This window comes from Kocuria salina, from assembly GCF_013368965.1.
Classification (GTDB): domain Bacteria; phylum Actinomycetota; class Actinomycetes; order Actinomycetales; family Micrococcaceae; genus Kocuria; species Kocuria rosea.
In genome coordinates, this window is record NZ_SSSF01000005.1 from 232,913 (window position 1) to 251,878 (window position 18,966).

Below are 18,966 nucleotides of genomic sequence, written 5' to 3' on the forward strand. Positions count from 1 at the left end.
TCCCGGTCCGCGGCTCAGTCGCCGCTGAACTCGCGCGTGAGCTCCGCGGAGCGGTCCGCCGAGGCGCGGGCCGCGGAGGCCACGAGGTCCTCGAAGCCGTTCTCCTGGAAGGTCGTGATCGCCCGGTCCGTGGTGCCCTTGGGGCTGGTGACCGCCTTGCGCAGCGCCGCGGGGTCGGCCTCCGCCGGGCGCAGCAGCTCACCGGCGCCGGAGACGGTCTCCTTGGCCAGCACCCGGGCGACGTCGGCCGGCAGCCCCATCCGCTCCCCCGCCTGCTGCATGGCCTCGGCCAGCAGGAACACGTAGGCGGGCCCGGAGCCCGAGACGCCTGTCACGGCGTCCACCTGCTCCTCGGGGACCTCGACCACGGTGCCCACGGCCTCGAGCACCTGGCGCACGGCCTCCGTCTGCTCGGGGCCGGTGGCGGCCCCCGGGGTCACCGAGACCACCCCGCGGCCCACGCTGGAGGGTGTGTTCGGCATCGTGCGCACGACCGGCTGGCCGGCGGGGAGGGCGCGCTCGAGGGCGCCGACGGAGATCCCCGCCGCCACCGAGGCCACGACCGTGCCGGGGCGCAGGGCGGGGGCGATCTCGCGGGCGAGGTCGAGGATGCCGACGGGCTTGACGCCGAGCAGCACGACGTCCGCCTCGCGGGCGGCCCGCCGGTTGGCCTCGGGATCGTCCCCGGTGACGTAGGGCCGCACGCCCGTCTCGTCCTCGAGCCGGCGGGCGCTCTCCGCGGAGCGGACGGTGGCCCGGACCTGCTCGACGGGCACGCCGGAGGCCAGCACCCCCCGCAGGATGGATCCGTTCATGGAGCCGCAGCCCAGGAAGGCGAGCACAGGGGTCATGGTCGGTGAGGTCCTCTCATCGGTGGGATCGGAAAGGTGGAATCGGAACGGTGGGAACAGGACGGTGGGAACGGCGCCGGCGGGCCGGGTGCGCCCGGGCCTCAGCCCCGGCTGCCGTCCGCGCCCTCCGTGCCGTCGGAGCCGCCGGCGCTCGGGGCGCCGTCGGAGCGGCTCGTGTGCCGGCGGGCGAACTCGAGGGACTCCGCGAGCCACTGGGTGCGCTCGTCGGCGTTCTTCGAGCGGCGGGTCGAGACCTCGACCCCGATGATGCCCTGCCACCGGGTGGAGGCGAGGAACTCGAGGGACTCGGCCACCGGCTGCACCCCGTGGCCGGGCAGCAGGTGCTCGTCCGCCGTGGTCTCCCCCGACCCGTCGGTCAGGTGGACGTGGCCCAGCCGGGGGCCCAGTTCCCGGATGGCGGCCAGGGAGTCCATCCGGGCGGTGGCGGCGTGCGAGAAGTCCCACGTCACCCAGTCGTAGTCCAGGCCCAGCGGGCTGTAGTGCGGGGCGTAGACCACGGTGTCGCGGCCGCGGACCCGCCAGGGGTACATGTTCTCCACGGAGATCTTCACGCCGGTGGCCTGGGAGACCACCCGCACCCCCTCCACGAAGTTCGCGGCGTACCGGCGCTGCCACCGGAAGGGCGGGTGGACCACGACGACCTCCGCGCCCACCTGTTCGGTGAGCGCGGCCGCCATCTGGATCTTGGTCCACGACTTGCCCCACACCTGCTGGGTCAGCAGCAGGGTCGGGGCGTGGATGGTCGAGATGGGGAGCTGGTGGCGCTGCACGAGGTCCTGCAGCTGGTGGGTGAGCTGGCTCATCCGCTCGTGCGTGACGAGCACCTCCACGCTGTCGTAGCCCAGCTCCACGGCCGCCTCGAAGGTCTCCGGCACCCCGAGCGGATAGAGGGAGCTGGTGGACAGCGCCACGTGCGGACGGTACGGCTCCGGGGCGGCGCCCTGCTGCTCGCTCATGCCGCACCCACCAGGTGCCGGGGGTCCACGGTGCGGACGTCGGAGTGGCTGCTCAGCTGGTCCAGGCGGCGCAGGATCAGTCCCTCGCGGAGCGCCCACGGGCAGATCCGGATCGACTCGACGCCGTAGGCGTCCATCGCCGACTCCGCCACCACGGCGCCGGCGAGGATCTGCCGGGCCCGTGCGGCGGAGACCCCCGGCAGCTCGGCGCGCTCCTCCGGGGACATGGCCTCCATCCGGCGGGTCCACAGCCGCAGGTCCTCGAGGTGGAGGGTGCGGGGCACGTACGGGCCCATCTCGTACGGCGCCGCCCCGCAGATCCGGGCCAGGGAGCGGAACGTCTTGGAGGTGCCGGCCACGCAGGTGGGCGCCCCGGCCGCGCGGACCCGGTCGACCGCGGGCCGGAGCTCCTGGCGCACGTGCTTGCGCAGGGCCTTCATCTCCTTCGGGGTCGCGACGTCCCCGGCGACGAAGGTGCGGGTGAGCCGCCCCGCGCCGAGCGGCACCGAGGTCGCCACGGTGGGCAGCGCGTTGTCCCCCAGGGCCATCTCGAAGGACCCGCCGCCGATGTCGAGGTCGAGAACGGTCCCCGCGCCCCAGCCGAACCAGCGGCGCACCGCGAAGAACGTCACGGCCGCCTCCTGGTCCCCGGCCAGCTCCGTGAGGGTCACGCCGGAGCGGGACTGCACGTGGTCCAGCACCTGCGCCCCGTTGCCGGCCTCGCGGATCGCGGAGGTCGCGAAGGCGAGGAAGTCCTCGGCCCGGTTGTCCACGGCGAAGTCCCGGGCCTCGACCACGAACGCGGTGAGGGCGTCCCGGCCGGCGTCGGAGATGTTGCCGTCGGCGTCGAGGTACTGCACCAGCCGCAGGGCGAGCTTGTGGGACGCGTACGGCTCGGGCCGGGAGCCCGGGTAGACGTCCAGCAGGAGGAGGTGGACGGTGTTCGACCCCACGTCGAGGACTCCGAGACGCATGCCGTGGTGCTCCTTCGAGTTCCGTGTCCGTCCCGCGCGTGCGGAGCGGATCAGCCCTTGGACCCGGCGCGGGCGGGCTTGGCCGCCGCGGGCTTCTTGGCCGTGCTCTTCTTCGCCGTGCTGCTCCTGGCCGTCGTCCCCTTGGTCGTCGTCCCCTTGGCCGTGGACCGGGCCGTCTTCTTCGGGGCGGGGCCCTGGGCGCGCTTCTCCGCGAGCAGCTGGCTGGCGCGCGCCGGCGTGATCTGCTCCACGGTCTCGCCGCGCGGGACCGTCACGTTGGTCTCGCCGTCGGTGATGTAGGGGCCGAAGCGCCCGTCCTTGATGACCATGGGCCGTTCCGTGATCTGGTCGGTGCCGAGGTCCGCGAGCGGAGGCTTGGCGGCGCCGCGGCCGCGCTGCTTGGGCTGGGCGTAGATCGCCAGGGCCTCCTCGAGGGTGACCGTGAACAGCTGCTCCTCGGACTGCAGGGAGCGCGAGTCGCCGCCCTTCTTCAGGTAGGGGCCGAAGCGGCCGTTCTGCACCGTGATCTCGTTGCCCTCGGCGTCCGTGCCCAGCGTGCGCGGCAGGGACAGGATCTTGAGCGCGTCCTCGAGGGTCACGTCCTGCAGGGTCATCGTGGAGAGCAGGGAGCCCGTGCGGGGCTTCTCCTTGACCGGCTTCTTCGGAGGCTTGGGCTTGCCGTTCTTGTAGTACTCGACGGGCTGGGCCGCGAGCTCCTCGGCGGTGGGCTCGGGGATCACCTCGGTGACGTAGGGCCCGTAGCGGCCGTCCTTGGCCACGATGGCGCGCCCGGTCACGGGGTCGCGGCCGAGCTCCCGGCCGTCGGCCTTGCCCGTCTCGATGAGCTCGCGCGCCTTGTCCGGCGTGAGCTCGTCGGGGGCGAGGTCCTCCGGCACGTTGGCCCGGATCGGGTCGGTGATCTCCCCGGTCTCCGGGTCGACGGCGCCGGCCACCTCCAGGTAGGGGCCGAACTTGCCGACCCGCAGGGTGATGTCCTCGGTCACGGGGATGGAGTTCACCGCGCGGGCGTCGATCTCGCCGAGGTCGTCGACGATGGGCTTGAGCCCGTTCTCGTGGCCCTGGGAGCCGAAGTAGAAGTCCTGCAGCCAGTCGGTGCTGTCCTCCTCGCCGCGGGCGATCCGGTCGAGGCCCTCCTCCATCTCCGCCGTGAAGTCGTAGTCCACGTAGTCGGAGAAGTGCTCCTCGAGCAGGCGCACCACGGAGAACGCGGTCCACGAGGGGATGAGCGCGGAGCCCCGCACGCGGACGTAGCCGCGGTCCATGATCGTGGAGATGGTCGCCGCGTAGGTCGAGGGCCGGCCGATGCCGAGCTCGTCGAGGACCTTCACGAGGGACGCCTCGGTGTAGCGCGGCGGCGGCGAGGTGCGGTGCCCGTCCGCCTCGACCTCGGTGGCGTCCAGGAGGTCGCCCTCGGCCATCCGCGGGAGCCGCTTGTCGCCGTCCTTGCCGTCCTTGGCGCCGTCCTTGTCCGTGGCGGGGTCCTCGTCCCGGCCCTCCTCGTAGGCGGCCAGGAAGCCGCGGAACGTGATGACGGTGCCGGACGCGGAGAACTCGGCGTCCCGGCCGGCGGAGGACGTCGCCCCGAGCCGGACGGTCGCCGTCGACCCCTTGGCGTCGGCCATCTGGGAGGCCACGGTGCGCTTCCAGATCAGCTCGTAGAGCCGGAACGCGTCCGCTGAGAGCTCGCCGCGGACCTGGTTCGGGGTGCGGAAGGAGTCCCCCGCGGGGCGCACGGCCTCGTGCGCCTCCTGCGCGTTCTTCGACTTGGAGCTGTAGAGCCGCGGGGAGCCGGGCACGAAGTCGGCGCCGTAGAGCTCCGTGGCCTGGCGCCGGGCGGCCGTGACCGCCTGGTCGGACAGCGCCACGGAGTCGGTGCGCATGTAGGTGATGTAGCCGTTCTCGTACAGCTTCTGCGCCACCTGCATGGTGGTGCGGGAGGTGAAGCGCAGCTTGCGCGCCGCCTCCTGCTGCAGCGTGGAGGTGGTGAACGGGGCGGCCGGGCGGCGTGTGTAGGGCTTGGTCTCCAGGGACCGGACCGTGAACGCCGCGTCCTCGAGACCGGCGGCCAGTTCGCGGGCGGCCTGCTCGTCCAGGTGCGCGAGCTTGTCCGCGGCGCCCTTGAGCACGCCGTCGTCGCCGAAGTCGCGGCCGCCCGCCACCCGCTTGCCGTCCACGGAGGAGAGCCGGGCGCTGAAGGCGGTGCCGGCGTCCTCGCCGTCGGTGCGCGCGAACGTCCCGCTGAGGTCCCAGTAGTCGGCGGGCACGAACGCCATGCGCTTGCGCTCCCGCTCCACGACCAGGCGGGTGGCCACGGACTGCACGCGCCCGGCGGACAGGCCCGAGGCGATCTTGCGCCACAGCACCGGGGAGATCTCGTAGCCGTAGAGCCGGTCGAGGATGCGCCGGGTCTCCTGCGCGTCGACCAGGTCCTGGTCGAGCTCGCGCAGCTCCCCGAAGGCCCGCTCGATGGCCTCGCGGGTGATCTCGGAGAAGGTCAGCCGGTAGACGGGGATCTTGGGCTTGAGCACCTCCAGGAGGTGCCACGCGATGGCCTCCCCCTCGCGGTCGCCGTCGGTGGCGAGGTAGAGGGCGTCCGCGTCCTTGAGCTTGCGCCGGAGCTCGGTGACCTTCTTCTTCTTGTCCGGGTTCACCACGTAGTACGGCTCGAAGCCGTGCTCCACGTCCACCGCGAACTTGCCGTAGGGACCCTTCTTGAGCTCCGCCGGCAGCTCCGAGGGCTGCGGGAGGTCGCGGATGTGCCCCATCGAGGACTCGACCTCGTAGGCGTCGCCGAGGTACCCGGCGATGGTCTTGACCTTGGAGGGGGACTCCACGATGAGCAGGCTCTTGCCCGTTCCCGGGCTCTGGGTGGCCTTCGTTGGCACGGTACTCCTTGCTGCGGTCCGCGGTGCCGCGGGCCGCGGCGCTGCTGGACGTCGGGTCGAACGGGCGGGCGTCGGCCCGCCGTTGCGCTCCACCATAACGCCTCACCGCCGTCAACCCCCGCGCGGCGGGGACCCGGAGGACATCGGCGTCCCCGGGCGGGTCGCGCGGGCCGCCCGGCCCGGGCGGCCCGGACCGGTCTCAGGAGGGGTAGCGCCCGGGCTCGTCGCCGATCGTGAACTCGCGGCCCGTGGCGTGCTCCACGTCGATGACCACGAAGTTGTACTTCAGCGTGGGCGCCCACGGCCTGAGCGGCAGCTCCTCCGCGGCGTCGATCTCGGCGCGCGTCTCGAGCCGGCGGGCCCGGCCGTGGACCACCACGGAGCGCACGACGTGCTCCTCCGAGACCTCGTCGATCTCGAACGCCACCTGGTCGTTGACGATGAGGCTCGAGAGCTTGGAGCCCTGGGCCGTGCGGAAGTACAGCTTGCGCTGGTGGACCACGTAGTTCACCGGGAAGATGTCCACGAGACCGGCGGCCTCGACGGCCAGCCGGCCGAAGGGGTGCTGCTCGAGGAGCTGCCAGACGGTGTCCTTGTCGAGGGTCTTGATGGGGTTCAGGTTGTCTCCGATGCTCATGCTCCCATCCTCCCACCCCCACCGTCGCGGCGCCGCCTGCTCATCCGCCCACAACGTCGCTCAGGCGGCGGGCGGCACCGGCTCCTGCGGCACGAGGAAGCCGTCGAGCACGAGGTGCCGGACCTCCTCGGTCAGCCGCTGCCGCTCCTCGCCCGCCCAGTCCAGCAGGGCGGCGAGCGCCCCGAGGATCTGCCGGGCGCTCAGCTCGCCGTCGCAGGCCCCGGCGAAGCCCGCGGCCTCGCTCGAGAGCACCGCGGTCCGGCGCAGCCCGGCCCCCTGCCGGAGCAGGATCACGCCGGGGTGCTCCGCGCCGGGGCGCTGGTGGCGCTCCTCGGTGACGTCCTCGGCGGCCACGAGGTGGGCGTCCAGCCAGTCCTGCGGGTGCGCGGCGAGCCAGTCGGCCCGTTCCCACGTGGCGGCGAGCGCGGGCGCGAGCGGCTGCTGGACCGGGTGGGGGACGTGCTCGAAGCGGCGGAGCGCGCCCCCGGGCCGGGCCCGGGACGGGCGGCGGAGGCGGATCATCCCGAAGCCCACGGCCTCGACGCCGCGGGCGGCGAAGTCGTCGAGATAGGCGCGGTAGGCGCGTTCGTAGTGCTCGAGGTCGCGGGACTCCGCCGCGTCCCGCAGCCACGTCTCGGCGTACTCCTCCGGGCCGGCCAGCTCCCGCTGGACGAACCAGGCGTCGACGCCCTCGGGCACCCACTGCTCGGGCCGCTGCGCCCAGCGCTCGGCGGCCGGCCGCGCGTCCCCGGGCGGCGGGGCGACGACCTCCCAGTTGCCGAGCAGGTGGGCAGTGGCCCCGGGGGCCATGACCCCGGGCAGCCCCCGCACCAGGTCGGCCACGATCCGGTCCCCCGGCAGACCGCCGTCCCGGTAGGTGTAGCGGTCGAGAGGGGTCTCCCCGGCGGGGCGCGGGGTGATGACGAACGGCGGGTTGGACACCACGAGGTCGAACCGCTCACCGCGCACGGGCTCCAGGAGGGATCCCGCCCGCAGGCTCACGCGGTCCTCGAGCCGGTCGGGGTCGATCCCGAGCGCCTGCGCGTTGAGCAGCAGGTTGAACCGGGTGAAGCCCAGGGCCCGGTCCGAGACGTCGGTGGCGGTCACGTGCCCCGCGTGCGCGAGCAGGTGGAACGTCTGGATGCCGCACCCGGTCCCCAGGTCCAGCGCCCGGTCCACCCGGCGGCGGTCGGTCGTCTGGGCCAGCGTCAGGGAGGCCTGGCCGATGCCCAGCACGTGGTCGCGGCGCAGCACGCCGGGGCGCTGGGACTCCCCCAGGTCGCTCGCCACGTACAGCTCCGTCCCGTCGTCGGAGGCGTGGGGGCGCAGGTCCACGGTGGAGCGCAGCCCGCCCTCCGTCTCCTCGGCGAGGCCCAGGCCCACGAGCTGCTCCGGGCGCACCGGGGCGGGCGCGAGCGTCTCCGCGGGGACGGTGCGGCCGAGCAGGAAGAGCGAGACGACCCCGGCGAGGCACCGGTCCGGGTGCCCGGGCGTGCGGAGGGCCGGCTCGAGGACCCGCAGGGCGGGCACCGCCTGGTCCCGTGCGAGCGCGTCCATGGCGGCCTCCCCCAGCAGCTCCGCCACGCGGTCGTGGGTGAAGCCCGTCCGGCGGAGGGCGTCGTGCAGCTCGGCCGGCGCCCGCGGGTCGTCGGAGGCGGGGGTCCCCGGGACCCGGGAGAAGGCCGGCGCCGCGGAGGGGCCGGGGGCGGCGGGGCTCATGCGGCGCCCGTCGGCACGGGCACGGGCACGGGGGCGGGGGCGGGTGCGACGGCGACCGGGGCGCCGTCGCCGGCCCCCGGTGCCGTGGCGGTGCCGCACCCGGCCGGGCAGGTGAGCCGCGGCCGCTCCTCGAGGCAGGCCGGGCACGCGAGCACGAGGGCGCGGCAGGTGCCGTCCGCGCAGTTGACGAAGCGGTTCGCGGGGCCGGCGCACCGGTCGCAGCGCCCGATCGTGACCGCGGCCGGGGTGAACCGCACGTGCATGCGCCGGTCGAAGACGTACAGGGACCCCTCCCACAGCCCACGGTCCCCGCGCTCGCGGCCGTACTCGGCGATGCCGCCGTCGAGCTGGTAGACCTCCTGGAAGCCGCGGTTGCGCATCAGTGCGGAGAGCACCTCGCACCGGATCCCGCCGGTGCAGTAGGTGACCACGGGCCGGGTCTTGAGGTGGTCGTACTTCCCGGAGTCCAGCTCGGCCACGAAGTCGCGGGTGTGCGCCACGTCCGGGACCACGGCCCCGCGGAAGCGCCCGATCCGGGCCTCGTGGGCGTTGCGCCCGTCGAAGAACACGACGTCCTCGCCGCGGCGGGCCACGAGCTCGTCCACGGCGTCGGGCGCCAGGCGGGTGCCGCCGCCGACCACTCCGTGCTCGTCGACCGCGAGCTCGCCGGGCGCGCCGAAGGACACGAGCTCGTCCCGGACCTTGACCGACAGCCGCGGGAAGTCCTCGGCCGAGCCGTCCGACCACTTGAACACCGTGTCCCGGAGACCGGGGTGGGAGCGGGTGGTGCGGGCGTACTGCTTGAGCGCCCCGACCTCACCGCCCACGGTGGCGTTGAGCCCGTGCGGGGAGACGATGATCCGCCCGCGCAGGCCCAGCCCCTCGCACAGGGCGCGCTGCCAGAGCATCACGGCCGTGGGGTCGGGGAGCGGGGTGAAGACGTAGTGCAGGACGATCCGGTGCTGTGCCACGGGTCCAGGCTACAAGCGCGGCGGGGCGTCCGGCGCCGAGCGGTCCGGGCGCCGGGTCAGTGGCCCAGGTGGAACACGCGGCCGGTGACCTTCGTGGGGGCCACCTCCACGTACTCGAGCTTGGTGGTCCCGACCCACGGCCGCAGCGGCAGCTCGTCCACCCGGTCGGTCTCCTCCGGGTCGGTCAGCTGGCGGGCCGTGCCGCGCACGATCACGGACCAGGCCTCCCCGCCCTGTGCCTGGTCGACCTGCACGGCGACGTGCTCGTTGAGCACCAGGTGCAGCAGCTTGGTGCCCTTGGCGGTGCGGAAGTAGATCTTCCCGTCGTCGGCCACGAGGTTGATGGGGGTGATCTCGATCTCGTCGCCGTCCATGGTGGCGATCCGGCCGAAGCGTGCGCTGTAGAGGTGCTCCCAGCACTGCTCCGGGGTCAGCTCCGTGACCGGCGGCCGGTGCGCCCGGGCCTCCTTGTCGGGATTGTGCCCGGAGATGTTCATGGGGTTGCTCATGCGGTCATTCTGGCACGGGGCCTCCGCGGGCGTGACCCGTGTCATGTTCGTGACCGGGGCCCGGTCCGGGACGGGCGGACGCCCCGGCCGGGGTGACCGGCCGGGGCGTCCGCCATCGTCAGCGCTTCCGGAGCGTTCAGCGGCCGGAGGCGGTGCCCGCCCCCTGCAGCCGCTCCAGATCGGCCGCCTCGGTGCGGGTGGTGTGCAGGTCGTCGATCTGGCCCAGGGTCCTGTCCTTGGTCTCCTTGGCCGTCAGGGCGGCGGCCACGGCGACCAGGCAGGCGCCGGTGACGAACCCCGCCACGCCCAGCCAGTTGTTCCCCTCGGCCCCGGCCAGGGAGCTGGCCAGGACGGGGGCGAAGCCGCCGGAGATCGCGAAGCCGATCTGGGTGCCCAGGGCCAGCCCCGTCACGCGCACCCGGGTGGGGAACATCTCCGCGTAGAAGGAGGGCCAGATGCCGTTGGCCATGGAGTAGAAGAAGCCGGACATGACGGCGCCGAGGAGGAAGATCAGCGTCCAGTTCCCGGCGTGGACGGCGGCCAGGTAGGGATACATCATCGCGGCCGCGCCGGCCGCCCCGGTGATGAACACCGGCTTGCGCCCGACCCGGTCGGCGACCGTGGCCGCCACGGGGATCACGAGCAGGGCCACGGCGTTGGCGATGACGGAGACCCAGAGCATGGTCGAGCGGTCCAGGCCCACCACGGAGGTGGCGAAGGACAGCGACCACACCAGGAAGACCACGTTGACGGTGTTGATCATCGCGGCCGCGGCCACGCGCAGCACCGCGGTCTTGTGGTGCTTGAACATCAGGGCGAGGGGGGTGGCCGGCTTCTCGCCGGGCAGCACGGCCCGGGCCTGCTCGAAGGCGGGCGGCTCCTCCAGGTGGCGGCGGATCAGATAGGCCACGACCACCACGACGGCGGAGAGCCAGAACGGGACCCGCCAGCCCCAGCTGAACAGCTGCTCCTCGGTGAGCACGAGCGTGAAGGGGATGAAGACGGCGGTGGCGAGGAGGGTGCCGAACTGGGTGCCCTGCAGCGTCCAGCTCGTGGTGAAGGCCCGCCGGTGCTCCTCGGAGTGCTCCAGCGAGACCGAGATCGCGCTGGCCTGCTCGCCGGAGGCCGACAGCCCCTGGATGACACGGCAGGTCACGAGCAGGGCCGGGGCCAGCAGCCCGGCCTGGTCGTAGGTCGGCAGGCAGCCGACGGCGAAGGTGCCGGCGCCCATCATGAACAGGGTCAGCATCAGCACGAACTTGCGCCCGAACCGGTCGCCGAGGGGGCCCATGATGAGGGCCCCCAGGGGCCGGACGACATAGGCGACGCCCACGGTGCCCATCGACAGCAGGATCGCCACCCCGGGGGACGTGTCGGCCGGGAAGAACAGGTGGTTGAGCACCAGGGCGGCGGCCGTCCCGTAGACGGCGAAGTCGTAGTACTCCAGGGCGGAGCCGATCCAGCTGGCCAGGGCCGCCTTCTTCGGGGTCTTGCCGTGGGTCGCGGCCGCGGCCGGTGGAGGAGCGTTGTGCATGGGAGGTCCTTCGCTGAGGGCACCCCGGACGGCGGGGGCAGGGACGTGAGCGGAGCTGGAGAGAGGTGCACCGGCGGGTGGACGGGTTCGCGAGGAGCCCGGCCGGCCGGACCGTTGCCATATGTTGGCAACTGTGTTTATATCTTGAACACAAGGATGATCCAGATCACACTGCACGTCAAGAGTGCGCCCTGCGATGACGCCGGCCCCGGGCCCAGTGGGCCCGGGGCCGAGGAGCAGTGGCGCGGTGCCACCGACGTCGTCCTGCGGAGGATCCGCGCCTCACCGCACCCGGCCGGCACCCTCCCCCGGCACGACGACGAAGACGTCCGGCGCCCGGTGACCCCGGTCCGCGAAGGCCTCGGCGACCGCGTTCCCGACCTGCTCCGCCCGCGCCGCGGGCACGAGGGCGATCGCGGAGCCGCCGAAGCCCCCGCCGGTCATCCGTGCGCCGGCGGCCCCGGCGGCCAGGGCCGCGTCGACGGCGAGGTCGAGCTCGGGGCAGGAGATCTCGTAGTCGTCCCGCATCGAGGCGTGGGAGGCGACCAGCAGCTCCCCGATGCCCCGGACGTCCCCGGCCCGCAGCCGCCGGACCGTCTCCAGGACCCGGCGGTTCTCGCTGAGCACGTGCCGGACCCGGCGGGCGGTCTCCTCGTCCAGTCCGCTCAGGTCGGTCCCGTCCGGGACGTCGCGCAGGGAGGCCGCTCCGAGGGCGGCGGCCCCGCGCTCGCAGGAGGCGCGCCGGGCGGCGTAGCCGCCGTCGGCGTGGGAGTGGGCGACCTTCGTGTCGACCACCAGGACGGCGAGCCCGTGCCGGGCCACCGGCAGCGGCACGAGCTCGGCCTCCTGGGTGCGGCAGTCCAGGAACAGCGCCGCGCCGGCCCGGCCGCGCAGGGAGGCCGACTGGTCCATGATCCCGGTCGGGGCGCCGACGAACTCGTTCTCCGCCCGCTGCGTCAGCCGCGCCATCGCCGGCCGGTCCAGATCCAGTCCGAGCAGGTCGTTCAGGGCCACGATCGTGGCGACCTCCACGGCGTGCGAGGAGGACAGGCCCGCACCCACGGGGACGGTCGAGTCCAACAGCAGCTCGAACCCGGGCACCTCCACCCCGTCGAGGCCGGCGAGCACGTGCACCACGCCGGCCGGGTACGCCCCCCAGCCGCCGACTGCCCCGGGGGCGAGCCCGGGGATCCGGAACCGGGCCCGGGACAGCCCCCCGCCGTCGGGGGCGTACGTGGAGGCCAGGTCGACGACGTCGTGCCGGGTCGCGTCCTCGCCCTGCCCGGTCCGCCGCCCCTGCTCCGCGTCCCGGCGCAGCCGGACGGCGACCATCGCCGAGCGGTCGATGGCGAAGGGCAGCACGAAGCCGTCGTTGTAGTCGGTGTGCTCCCCGATGAGGTTCACCCGCCCCGGGGCACGCCACACCCCGTCCGGGGCGTGCCCGTAGACCTCGGCGAAGCGGCGGGAGAGCTCCTCCGCCCGGGCGGCGTCGTCCTGGCCTGCCTGCCGAGCGGCCGGCTGGGGGGTGTGCTGTCCGGTCATCGTGCGGCCTCCCTCAGGCGTGCGGCGGTCTGCTCGGCGGTGACGTCGTTGATGAACGCCCCCATGGCGGCCTCGGAGCCGGCCAGGAACTTCAGCTTGTCCTCGGCCCGGCGCGGGCTGGTGAGCTGCAGGTGCAGCCGGCCGGCCTCCCGGTCCGCGGTCGTGACGGGGGTCTGGTGCCAGGCGGCGATGTAGGGGGTCGGCGTGTCGTAGAGCCGGTCCACCCGCTGCACCAGATCGCGGTAGAGGACCGCCAGCTCGTCCCGCTCGGCCCCGGTCAGCGCCGCCAGGTCGGGGACCTGCCGGTGCGGCACCAGGTGGACCTCCAGCGGCCACCGCCCGGCGTAGGGCACGTAGGCGGAGAAGTGCTCGCCCGCCAGCACCATCCGGTCCCCGGCGGCGGTCTCGTCGGCCAGGACCTCGCCCATCAGGGCCCGCCCCGTGGCAGCCAGGTGGGCCCGGGAGCGGGCGGCCAGTCGGGCGGCGTGCGGGGCGGGGTAGGGGTAGGCGTAGATCTGCCCGTGCGGGTGGTGCAGGGTCACCCCGATCTGCTCGCCCCGGTTCTCGAAGGGGAAGACGTGCCGGATCCCGGGCATGGCCGAGAGCGCCTCGGTGCGCTGGGCCCAGGCCTCCACCACGGTGCGCGCCCGCTCGAACGGAAGGGACGCGAAGGACCCTTGGTGCTCGGGCGTGAACACGACCACCTCGCACCGCCCGTAGGCGGGGGCGGGTGTGCCCCACAGCTCCCGTTCCTCCGTGGGCCCGGGTGCCGGGAGCTCGCCGAGCTCCGGGCCCAGGGAGGGGAAGCGGTTCTCGAAGACGACGACGTCGAAGTCCTCGACGGGGATCTCGGACTCCCGCCCGCCCGTGCTCGGGCACAGCGGGCACTGGTCGGCCGGAGGCAGATAGGTACGCGCCTGCCGGTGGGCGGCCACCGCCACCCACTCCCCCGTCAGCCGGTCGAAGCGGAGCTCTCCGCCACCGGAGCGGGCGTCCAGGGGCCGGCGGTCCACCACGTGCTCCACCGGCGGGGTGCCGCGGTCGGAGAAGAACACGGCCTCCCGCCCGTCGGCGAGGTGGTGGGTCCGGTGGGCGATCAGTAGTGCGGCGGCGCGCTCGGCGGGGGCGGGAGAGATCATCGGACGGGCTCCAGTCGCAGGTCGGGGACGTGCTGGCTCAGGGTCTCGCGGTCAGCGGCGGCCAGGCCGTCGTCGGTCACGACGGTGTCGACCTCCTCGAGACCGGCGATGCGGTACAGGCCGGACAGGCCCCACTTCGTGGAGTCGGCCAGCACCACGCTGCGGTCGCAGCGCTGGAGGAAGAGCCGGTTGATCTCGGCCTCCATCATGTTCGGGGTGGTCAGACCCTCGCGCTCGGACAGACCGTGCACGCCCAGGAAGCACAGGTCCACGTGCAGGGTGCGCAGCGCCGCGGTGGCCAGCGGACCCACCAGGGCGTCCGAGGGCGTCCGCACCCCGCCCAACAGGACCACCGTCTGGCCCGTGGCAGGCGCGTCCTGGAGCACGTCGGCGATCCGCGGGGAGTTCGTCACCACCGTGATGTCGCTGACGCGGCGCAGGGCGCGAGCCAGCGCAAAGGTCGTGGTCCCGGAGTTCAGGGAGACGGACATGCCCGGGGCCACCATGGCCTCGGCGGCGGCGGCGATCGCCGCCTTCTCCGGCAGCTGCAGCTCGGACTTGTGCGTGAATCCCGGCTCGGTCGCGGAGGATCCCGCCGGCAGCTTCGCCCCGCCGTGGACCTTCTGCAGCTCCCCGTCCCGGGCCAGCCGGTTCAGGTCCCGGCGCACGGTCATGTCGGACACGCCCAGCTCGGCAACCAGGTCGGCCACCCGCACCGCACCGGCCGCGCGCACGCGGTCGAGGATCTCCCGCCGCCGGCGATCGGGAAGCATCTCGGACATCGATTCTCCTGGCTCGGTGAAAGGTTCTGTCGTCACTGAAGAGTGACTAGGACCACAATACAAACATGTCACTGTTTTTTTCAACAGGCTTGATGTTCGGTTCTGTCGCTTCTAGTATGACGTGGAACACATCGATCGATCGCGTCGATCGAGTGCCCGGATCCACCACTCCCCGATGACCACCCAGGAGCCGACGTGACTGCTGTGACCCTCGAGCCGACCACCACCCTTGACCCGACCGGACCGTGCCGTGTCCACCTCATGAGTGGAGGCGTCTCGGTCCTGGTCGACCTCTCCGAGGCGCTGCTGCCCTCGGTGGTGCACTGGGGGGCGGAGCTGCCCGGGCTTGGCGCCGCCGAAGCCGCTGTGCTCGTGGAGGCCACGGTGGCCCACCGCACGGCCAATGACCAGGACGTCCCGATGCGCACCGATGTGCTGGGCAGTCTGCACACCGGCTGGTCCGGGCGGCCGGGCCTGGTGGGCGACCGTGACGGCACCGCGTGGACGCCGTTCTTCCGGGTGTCAGAGGCCCGGCTGGAGCCGGCGGGCTCGCAGGAGGTCGTCACCGACGGTGCCCTGGTGAGCGCCGGCGCGGCCCGCCTGCTCGTGGCGGCGGAAGACACCACGGCGGGTCTGCGCGTGGCGATCGAGCTGGAGCTGACGCCCTCGGGGCTGCTCCGGGGCCGGGCTACGCTGACGAACACCGCCGCGGGCTCCTACCGTGTCCAGGAACTGGGTCTGATCTTCCCGCTGCCCACCCACGCGCGAGAGATCCTGGACTTCGCCGGGCACTGGAGCAAGGAGCGGGTGCCTCAGCGCGGGGAGCTCACTGTCGGCACGCACCTGCGCGAGGGCCGCAAGGGACGCACCGGCGCCGACGCCGCCTACGTCCTGTCCGTGGGCGAACCGGGCTTCGGCTTCGCCGACGGCGAGGTCTGGGGCCTGCACACCGGGTTCTCCGGCAACCACCGCACGTGGGCGGAGCGGCTGTTCAACGGCCACCAGGTGCTGGGCGGCTCCGAGCTGCTGCTGCCGGGCGAGGTCTCACTCGGACAGGGCGAGAGCTACTCCACCCCGTGGCTGTACGGGGTGTACGGGCGGGGGCTGGACGAGCAGGCCGGGCGCTTCCACGACTGGCTCCGGGCCCGCCCCCAGCACCCGTCCCGGCCCCGTCCGGTGACGCTGAACGTGTGGGAGGCCGTCTACTTCGACCACCGCCTCGAGAAGCTGACCGAGCTGGCCGACCGGGCGGCCGCCGCCGGGGTGGAGCGCTACGTGCTCGACGACGGGTGGTTCGGCGCCCGCCGCGACGACAGCGCCGGACTGGGCGACTGGGTGGTCTCCCCCGAGGTGTGGCCGCAGGGCCTGTCCCCACTGATCGACCACGTCACCGGCCTCGGCATGGAGTTCGGCCTGTGGTTCGAGCCCGAGATGGTCAACCCCGACTCCGACGTGGCCCGCGCCCACCCCGAGTGGATTATGGGCCCGGGCGGCCGTCTGCCCACCGAGACCCGCCGGCAGCAGGTGCTCAACCTCGGCATCCCGGAGGCCTACGCGCACGTGCGCGACCAGATGGTGGCCCTGCTGGAGGAGTACCCGATCGCCTACATCAAGTGGGACCACAACCGCGACCTGCTCGAGGCCGGCAGCCACCCCGACGGCCGCCCCGGGGTGCACGCCCAGACCCTGGCGACCTACCGGCTGATGGCCGAGCTCAAGGAGCGGTTCCCGGAGCTGGAGATCGAGTCCTGCTCCTCCGGCGGCGCCCGGATCGACCTGGGGGTCCTGGAGCACACCGACCGGGTGTGGACCTCCGACGACATCGACCCCTTCGAGCGCCAGCAGATGCACCGGTGGACCCAGCAGCTCATCCCGGCCGAACTCATGGGATCGCACATCGCCTCCGGCGCCTCGCACACCACCGGGCGCGTGCACACCCTGCACTTCCGCGCCGGCACCGCCGTGTGGGGCCACCTCGGTATCGAGTGGGACCTCACCCAGGCCACCGAGCAGGAATCGGCCGAGCTCGCCCAGTGGGTCGCCTTCCACAAGGATCACCGCGCGCTGTTGCACTCCGGCCGGATGATCCGGCTGGACGCCTTCGACCCGGCCCTGCAGATCCACGGCGTCGCCGCCGCCGACGGCTCGGAGGCTCTGTTCGCCGTCGTCGCCACCGCCCTGCCCGACGTCGAGCCGGTGGGCCGGTTCCGGCTCCGTGGCCTCGACCCGGACCGGCACTACCGCGTGCGCGACGTCACTCCCGGGGCCGAGCTGCGCGTGCGGGAGGACACCCCTGGGACCGACCCGCACGGCTTCCGCCGCCCGCCGTGGTGGCCCGGGGAGGAGGGCATCGTGCTCTCCGGCCGGTCCCTGCAGACGGCCGGTGTCCACGCCCCCGGTCTGTGGCCGGAGACCCTGCGCATCCTCCACCTGGAGGCCCAGCCCACCGTCGAGACCTCTTCCCAGAAGTGAGGTAGACCATGTCCACCAGCACCCTCACCCGCCGGCGCAGCCCGAGCGAGCCCGGAGGATCCCGTCGGCGCGGCAGGCAGGACACCCGGATCGCCCTGTTGTTCATCGCCCCGGCGGCCCTGGGCTTCCTCGTCTTCCTCGCCTGGCCCACCGTGCGCGGGATCTGGCTGAGCTTCACCAGCTTCAACCTGCTGACCCCCTCGGAGTTCGTGGGCCTGGCCAACTACCGTCGCCTCGTGCAGGACCCCATCTTCTGGGACTCGCTGCTGGTCACGGTGGAGTACGTCTTGCTGAACATCGGGATCCAGACCACGTTCGCCCTGCTCATCGCGCTGATGATGCACCACCTCACCCAGTCCACCTTCCTGCGCGGGGTGGTGCTCGCCCCCTACCTGGTCTCCAACGTGGTCGCGGCCATCGTGTGGCTGTGGATCCTCGACACCCAGTTCGGTGTGGCCAACCAGGTCATCTCGTGGGTGGGGCTGGACCGGATCGGGTTCCTCTCCGACGAGACCTGGGCGATCCCCACGATCGCGCTGATCAACGTGTGGCGGCACATGGGCTACACCGCCCTGCTGATCTTCGCGGGTCTGCAGACCCTGCCCCAGACCGTCTACGAGGCGGCGCGCATCGACGGGGCCGGGGAGGTCCGGACGTTCTTCACCATCACCCTGCCCCTGCTGCGTCCGATCCTGGCGCTGGTGCTGATCATGACGGTGATCGGGTCCTTCCAGGTGTTCGACACCGTCGCCGTGACCACGGCCGGTGGGCCGGCCAACGCCACCAACGTGCTCCAACTCTACATCTACGACATGGCCTTCGGCCGCTTCCAGTTCGGCTACGCCTCGGCGATGTCCGTGGCCCTGCTCGTGGTCCTGGCCGTCATCACCTTCCTCCAGTTCCGTCTGACCCGCGCCGGGTCCACGGACCTGGCCTGATCCCGAGGAGCTCCGATGAACCCGACCCCAGCCCCCGCGCAGCCCGGAAGCGCCGCGCCCAGCCCCTCCGGCGCGGCAGCCCCGGTGGCCGCGGACCCCACGGACACCGGCCCCGCCCGCCCGGGCGCATCGCGCCGGCGGATCGCCCCCGGCAAGGTGCTCGCCTGGGCCTTCCTGATCGCCGTCGTCCTGGTGACACTGTTCCCGTTCTACTGGATGCTGCGCACCGCGCTGTCCACGAACCCGGGGCTCCAGGCCGACCCGTCCTCCTGGTTGCCGCCGGAGTTCACCTTCGGTGCCTTCGAACGCGTGCTGGGGATGCAGTCCACCGAGGAGGCCCTGGCCGAGGGCGGCTCCGGCACGTCGCTGAACTTCTGGCGCTACCTGCTGAACTCCGTGGTGGTGGCCACGCTCATCACCGCGGGCCAGCTGTTGTTCTCGGCCATGGCCGCCTACGCCTTCTCCCGGCTGAAGTGGCCCGGGCGGGACAAGGTGTTCGGCCTGTTCCTGGCCGGGCTGATGGTGCCGGCCATCTTCACCCTGCTGCCCAACTTCGTGCTCATCAAGGAGCTGGGACTGGTGGACTCCATGCTCGGCATCGCGCTGCCCACGATGTTCATGACCCCGTTCGCGGTGTTCTTCCTGCGGCAGTTCTTCATGAACGTCCCCGCCGAGATCGAGGAGGCCGCCCTGCTGGACGGGGTGTCGAAGGTCGGGGTGTTCTTCCGGGTGGTCCTGCCGATGTCGGCGGCGCCGATGGCGACCCTGGGCATCCTCACGTACATGACGGCCTGGAACGACTACTTCTGGCCGCTGATGGTCTCCTACACGGACGCCTCCCGCGTGCTCACCGTGGCCCTGGGCGTCTTCCGGGCACAGTCCCCGCAGACCGGCACCGACTGGGCGGGCCTGATGGCCGCCACCCTCATCGCCGCGCTGCCGATGATCCTGCTCTTCGCGGTCTTCGCCAAGCGCGTCGTCAACTCCATCGGCTTCAGCGGCATCAAGTAGGAGC

General features: G+C 72.9%; 15 protein-coding genes. 3 read left to right on the plus strand and 12 right to left on the minus strand.

Annotation, left to right across the window (positions count from 1 at the left end):
* Positions 1-14 precede the first annotated feature (14 nt).
* From proC to E7Z53_RS12055, 12 genes are all read right to left on the minus strand, one after another.
* Positions 15-851: a pyrroline-5-carboxylate reductase gene (gene proC / locus E7Z53_RS12000; protein WP_035925034.1), complete on the minus strand. Its 837-nt coding sequence runs from the start codon at positions 849-851 to the stop codon at positions 15-17.
* 101 nt (positions 852-952) lie between these two features.
* A complete protein-coding gene (locus E7Z53_RS12005; RefSeq protein WP_176337835.1) occupies positions 953-1,828 on the minus strand; it encodes a sugar phosphate isomerase/epimerase family protein in 876 nt (291 codons plus the stop codon).
* On the minus strand, positions 1,825-2,802 hold the full coding sequence (locus E7Z53_RS12010; RefSeq protein WP_017832493.1) for a Ppx/GppA phosphatase family protein: 978 nt from the start codon (positions 2,800-2,802) through the stop codon (positions 1,825-1,827). The genes E7Z53_RS12005 and E7Z53_RS12010 overlap by 4 nt, the downstream gene beginning before the upstream one ends.
* A gap of 50 nt (positions 2,803-2,852) precedes the next feature.
* Positions 2,853-5,708 (minus strand): type I DNA topoisomerase, encoded by a 2,856-nt coding sequence (topA, locus tag E7Z53_RS12015; protein WP_176337836.1) that lies wholly within the window; start codon positions 5,706-5,708, stop codon positions 2,853-2,855.
* Positions 5,709-5,907: 199 nt separating this feature from the next.
* On the minus strand, positions 5,908-6,345 hold the full coding sequence (locus tag E7Z53_RS12020) for a pyridoxamine 5'-phosphate oxidase family protein (protein WP_176337837.1): 438 nt from the start codon (positions 6,343-6,345) through the stop codon (positions 5,908-5,910).
* Positions 6,346-6,405: 60 nt separating this feature from the next.
* Positions 6,406-8,064: a DUF7059 domain-containing protein gene (locus E7Z53_RS12025; protein WP_217905703.1), complete on the minus strand. Its 1,659-nt coding sequence runs from the start codon at positions 8,062-8,064 to the stop codon at positions 6,406-6,408.
* Complete coding sequence (gene trhO / locus E7Z53_RS12030; RefSeq protein ID WP_109221959.1) at positions 8,061-9,035, minus strand: oxygen-dependent tRNA uridine(34) hydroxylase TrhO; 975 nt, start codon at positions 9,033-9,035, stop codon at positions 8,061-8,063. Before trhO ends, E7Z53_RS12025 begins: the two co-directional genes overlap by 4 nt.
* 56 nt (positions 9,036-9,091) lie before the next feature.
* On the minus strand, positions 9,092-9,544 hold the full coding sequence (locus E7Z53_RS12035; protein ID WP_232035265.1) for a pyridoxamine 5'-phosphate oxidase family protein: 453 nt from the start codon (positions 9,542-9,544) through the stop codon (positions 9,092-9,094).
* A gap of 136 nt (positions 9,545-9,680) precedes the next feature.
* Positions 9,681-11,078: an MFS transporter gene (locus E7Z53_RS12040; RefSeq protein WP_176337839.1), complete on the minus strand. Its 1,398-nt coding sequence runs from the start codon at positions 11,076-11,078 to the stop codon at positions 9,681-9,683.
* Positions 11,079-11,360: 282 nt separating this feature from the next.
* On the minus strand, positions 11,361-12,620 hold the full coding sequence (galK, locus tag E7Z53_RS12045; RefSeq protein WP_176337840.1) for a galactokinase: 1,260 nt from the start codon (positions 12,618-12,620) through the stop codon (positions 11,361-11,363).
* The gene (gene galT, locus E7Z53_RS12050; protein ID WP_176337841.1) at positions 12,617-13,759 is read right to left on the minus strand and encodes a galactose-1-phosphate uridylyltransferase; all 1,143 of its coding nucleotides are present in this window, start codon (positions 13,757-13,759) and stop codon (positions 12,617-12,619) included. The genes galK and galT overlap by 4 nt, the downstream gene beginning before the upstream one ends.
* Positions 13,756-14,541, minus strand: coding sequence for a DeoR/GlpR family DNA-binding transcription regulator (locus E7Z53_RS12055; protein ID WP_176337842.1), 786 nt, complete (start codon positions 14,539-14,541; stop codon positions 13,756-13,758). The genes galT and E7Z53_RS12055 overlap by 4 nt, the downstream gene beginning before the upstream one ends.
* A 261-nt stretch (positions 14,542-14,802) precedes the next feature.
* Here E7Z53_RS12055 and E7Z53_RS12060 point away from each other — a divergent pair, with 261 nt between their 5' ends.
* The 3 genes from E7Z53_RS12060 to E7Z53_RS12070 are packed head-to-tail and all read left to right on the plus strand — an operon-like array spanning position 14,803 to position 18,962.
* Entirely contained in the window at positions 14,803-17,013 is a 2,211-nt protein-coding gene (locus E7Z53_RS12060; protein WP_176337897.1) for an alpha-galactosidase, read from the plus strand.
* Between the two features lie 8 nt (positions 17,014-17,021).
* A complete protein-coding gene (locus tag E7Z53_RS12065; RefSeq protein WP_176337843.1) occupies positions 17,022-17,951 on the plus strand; it encodes a carbohydrate ABC transporter permease in 930 nt (309 codons plus the stop codon).
* A 15-nt stretch (positions 17,952-17,966) separates the two neighbouring features.
* On the plus strand, positions 17,967-18,962 hold the full coding sequence (locus E7Z53_RS12070; RefSeq protein WP_176337844.1) for a carbohydrate ABC transporter permease: 996 nt from the start codon (positions 17,967-17,969) through the stop codon (positions 18,960-18,962).
* Positions 18,963-18,966 lie beyond the last annotated feature (4 nt).